A 3,881-nucleotide genomic window follows, 5' to 3' on the forward strand; every position below is an offset into this window, starting at 1 on the left:
TCGATACCGGCAAATGCCGGCTGTTCGTCAAGCTTGAAAGCCAGAACCCGGGCGGCTCGATCAAGGACCGTATCGCGCTGTCGATGATCGCCGCGGCTGAAAAGCATGGCAAGCTCCGGCGCGGCGGCACCATTGTCGAGGCGACCGCTGGCAATACCGGCCTCGGCCTTGCCCAGGTCGGCATCCCCAAGGGCTACCGCATCGTGCTGGTCGTGCCCGACAAGATGTCGCGCGAAAAGATCCAGCATCTGCGCGCGCTCGGCGCCGAGGTGCGCATGACGCGCTCCGATGTCGGCAAGGGCCATGCCGAATATTACCAGGACATGGCCGAGAAGATCGCTGCGGAAACGCCCGGCGCCTTCTATGCCAACCAGTTCGCCAACCCGGCCAATCCGCTGGCGCATGAGACCACCACCGGTCCGGAGATCTTTTCGCAGCTCGACGGTGACGTCGATGCGGTGGTCGTCGGCGTCGGCTCCGGCGGTACGCTGACCGGGCTTGGCCGCTACTTCGCCAAAATGTCGCCGAAGACCGAAATGGTGCTGGCCGATCCGGTCGGCTCGGTGCTGGCGCCGCTGATCAAGACCGGCAAGATGGAAGAGGCCGGCAGCTGGACCGTCGAAGGCATCGGCGAGGATTTCGTGCCGCCCAACGCCGATCTGTCGCTGGTCAAGAAGGCCTATTCGATCCCCGACAAGCAGAGCATGCTGGCGGTGCGCGACCTCTTGTCGAAGGAAGGTATCCTCGCCGGCTCATCCTCGGGCACGCTTTTGTCCGCCGCGCTGCGCTATTGCCGCGAGCAGACGGTGCCCAAACGCGTCGTCACCTTCGTCTGCGACAGCGGCAACAAATACCTGTCGAAAGTGTTCGACGATTTCTGGCTGGCGGAGCAGGGGCTGGCCGAGCACGAGCAGCATGGCGATTTGCGCGACCTGGTGATGCGCTCGCACCGCACCGGCGACACCGTCTATGTCGGCCCGGACGAAAGCCTGCTCAACGCCTATGGCCGCATGCGCCGTTCCGATGTCTCGCAGCTGCCGGTGCTCGACAATGGCAAGCTCGTCGGCATCGTCGACGAAAGCGACATCCTGGCCAAGGTCGACGGCCCCTATGACGGCCGCTGGGAGCGCTTCAACGGCCCGGTGCGCACGGCGATGACCTCCAATCTGCACACGCTACAGGCCAGCCAGACGCTGGATGCGCTGCTGCCGGTGTTCGACCGCAACGAGGTCGCCATCATCTTCGACGGCGACGAGTTCGTCGGCCTGATTACCCGCATCGACCTGATCAACCATCTGAGGCGCGCACGATGACCGCTGAAACACCACCACCGGGCAAGAACCGTCTGGCTTTCTCGACGCGCACCATCCATGGCGGCCAGAGCCACGACCCGCTGACCGGCGCGGTGATGGTGCCGATCTACGCCACCTCGACCTTTGCCCAGCAGTCGCCCGGCGTGCACAAGGGCTTTGAATATGCCCGCAGCCAGAACCCGACGCGCTTTGCCTTCGAGCGCGCCGTGGCCGACCTCGAAAGCGGTTCGGCCGCCTTTGCCTTCGCGTCCGGCCTGGCGGCGATCGCCACCGTGCTGGAGCTGCTCGATTCCGGCGCCCACATCGTCGCCACCGACGACATCTATGGCGGCTCGTTCCGGCTGATGGAGCGGGTGCGCAAACGCTCGGCCAATCTGCAGGTCTCGTTCGTCGACTTCACCGACCTGGCCGCCGTGGAAGCCGCGATCCGGCCCGAGACGAAAATGCTGTGGGTCGAAACGCCGACCAACCCGCTGTTGCGCATCGTCGACCTCGAAGGCGTCGCGGCACTTGCCAGGCGCAAGGGGATTCTGACGGTCGCCGACAACACGTTCTGCAGCCCTTATATTCAACGCCCGCTGGAGCTCGGCATCGACATCGTGGTGCACTCGACGACCAAATATCTCAACGGCCATTCCGACATGGTCGGCGGCGTCGCCGTGGTCGGCGACAACAAGGATCTCGCCGCCCAGCTGAAATTCCTGCAGAACGCCATCGGCGCCATTTCGGGCCCGTTCGACAGCTTTCTGGCGCTGCGCGGGCTGAAGACGCTGGCGCTGCGCGTGGAGCGTCATTCCGCCAACGGGCTGAAGATTGCGCAGTGGCTGGAAGCGCGCCGCGACATCCGCCGCGTCATCTATCCCGGCCTCGCCAGCCACTCGCAGCACGCCGTCGCCGTCCAGCAGATGCACGCCTTCGGCGGCATGATCACGGCCGTGCTCGACCGCGACCTTGCCGGCACCAAAAAGTTCCTCGAACGCACGCAACTGTTCACGCTGGCCGAAAGCCTCGGCGGCGTGGAGAGCCTGATCGAGCATCCGGCACTGATGACGCATGGCTCCATTCCGGCGGAGAAACGGGCCGAGATCGGTATATCGGATTCGCTGGTAAGATTGTCGGCGGGGATCGAGGATGGAGATGATCTGATCGCGGATTTGGAGCAGGCGCTGGGGGGATAGACCCTCAAATCGCCAAAATCGGCGCCGCCCCTCATTGCCCTGCCGGGCATTTCTCCCCGTATAGCGACGGGAAGAAAGACGCTAACCGCGGCCGCCGGTGATTGGCGTAAGCGCCGATAACAGCGTCCCTCGCCCCGTTTACGGGGAGAGGATGCCGGCAGGCAGGTGAGGGGCGGCGCTGACGTTCCAGGTTCAAGCATCAGCCCAATTGACGCCGCACCCCATCTGCCCGAAGTCTAGCGCCCATGGCCACACACGCCCCACCCAAACCCACCGACACCCCTCTCACCTTCGCGGTGCTGGTCTTCCCCGGCTTTCCGATGATGGCGTTCAGCTCGGTCATTGAGCCACTGCGTGCCGTCAATGTCCTGGCGAAAAGAGAATGCTATCGCTGGATCATCGTCGGTGGCACGAAAGGCTCGGTCGAGGCCTCGAACGGCGTCGTCATCCAGCCGGGTTTTTACGCCGAGGATGCGCCGAAGGTCGATCGCATCGTCGTCTGCTCGGGCGGCGATGCCGATCATCTCGTCGCCGAGGACGCGGCACACTGGATCCGCAAGAGCCTGCGCAACGGCGCCCATATCGGCGCGGTGGCGGATGCGGCGTTCTTCCTCGCCCGCGCCGGCCTGCTCGACGGTCATGCCTGCACCTTGCACTGGACCAGCCAGGCCGCCTTCACCGAAGCCTTCCCCAACATCGAGCTCAGGCGTGACCTCTATGTCATCGACCGCAAGCGCTTCACCTCGGCCGGCGGCGTCGGCAGCCTCGACATGATGCTGGAGATCATCACCCGCGACTATGGTGCCGAGCTCGCCGCCGGCGTCGCCGAATGGTTCGTGCACAGCCAGTTGCGTTCCAGCATCGACCGCAAGATGATGCCGCTGCGGCTGCGCACCGGGGTCCAGAACGAGCTGGTGCTGTCGGCCATCGCCATCATGGAGGACGCGGTCGAGGAGCGGCTCGGCATGGCCGAGCTGACCGCAAAGCTCGGCGTGTCGACCGACAAGCTCGAACGCTCCTTCCGCTCCGAACTCGCCATCTCGCCCAATGGCTATTACCGGCGGCTGAGGCTGAAGCGCGCCGCCGACCTTTTGGCGCATTCGACGCTCGCCGTGCGCGACGTGGCGCTGGCGTGTGGGTTTGCGTCGATGTCGAGTTTTGCCCGGGCGTTTCGGGAAGAGCACGGGCATTCGCCGAAACTGGCGAGACGGCATTAGGGGCGCTTGCTGACGGGTGAGACGTTGGCGGGACAGTGCCCCCCTCTGTCCTGCCGGACATCTCCCCCTCAAGGGGGGAGATCGGACTGCATCTCTGCTTTCGCTAATCTCAGATGTTGAAGAAAAGAACGGCGGCATCGAAACTGCCAATCTCCCCCCTTGAGGGGGAGATG

General features: G+C 64.6%; 3 protein-coding genes. All 3 read left to right on the top strand.

The window, feature by feature from the left end; all coding sequences use genetic code 11:
- Positions 1-1,313 (top strand): cystathionine beta-synthase (locus EN750_RS22630; RefSeq protein WP_127397698.1); only part of this gene is annotated, 1,313 nt, incomplete at its 5' end.
- Positions 1,310-2,491 carry a PLP-dependent aspartate aminotransferase family protein gene (locus tag EN750_RS22635; RefSeq protein WP_127397699.1) on the top strand — a complete coding sequence of 394 codons (1,182 nt, stop codon included), beginning with the start codon at positions 1,310-1,312 and terminating at the stop codon, positions 2,489-2,491. The genes EN750_RS22630 and EN750_RS22635, both read left to right, overlap by 4 nt.
- 245 nt (positions 2,492-2,736) lie before the next feature.
- A complete protein-coding gene (locus tag EN750_RS22640; protein ID WP_127397700.1) occupies positions 2,737-3,708 on the top strand; it encodes a GlxA family transcriptional regulator in 972 nt (323 codons plus the stop codon).
- The last annotated feature ends 173 nt before the right edge of the window (positions 3,709-3,881 follow it).

This window comes from Mesorhizobium sp. M7A.F.Ca.ET.027.03.2.1, assembly GCF_003999175.1.
Classification (GTDB): Bacteria; Pseudomonadota; Alphaproteobacteria; order Rhizobiales; family Rhizobiaceae; genus Mesorhizobium.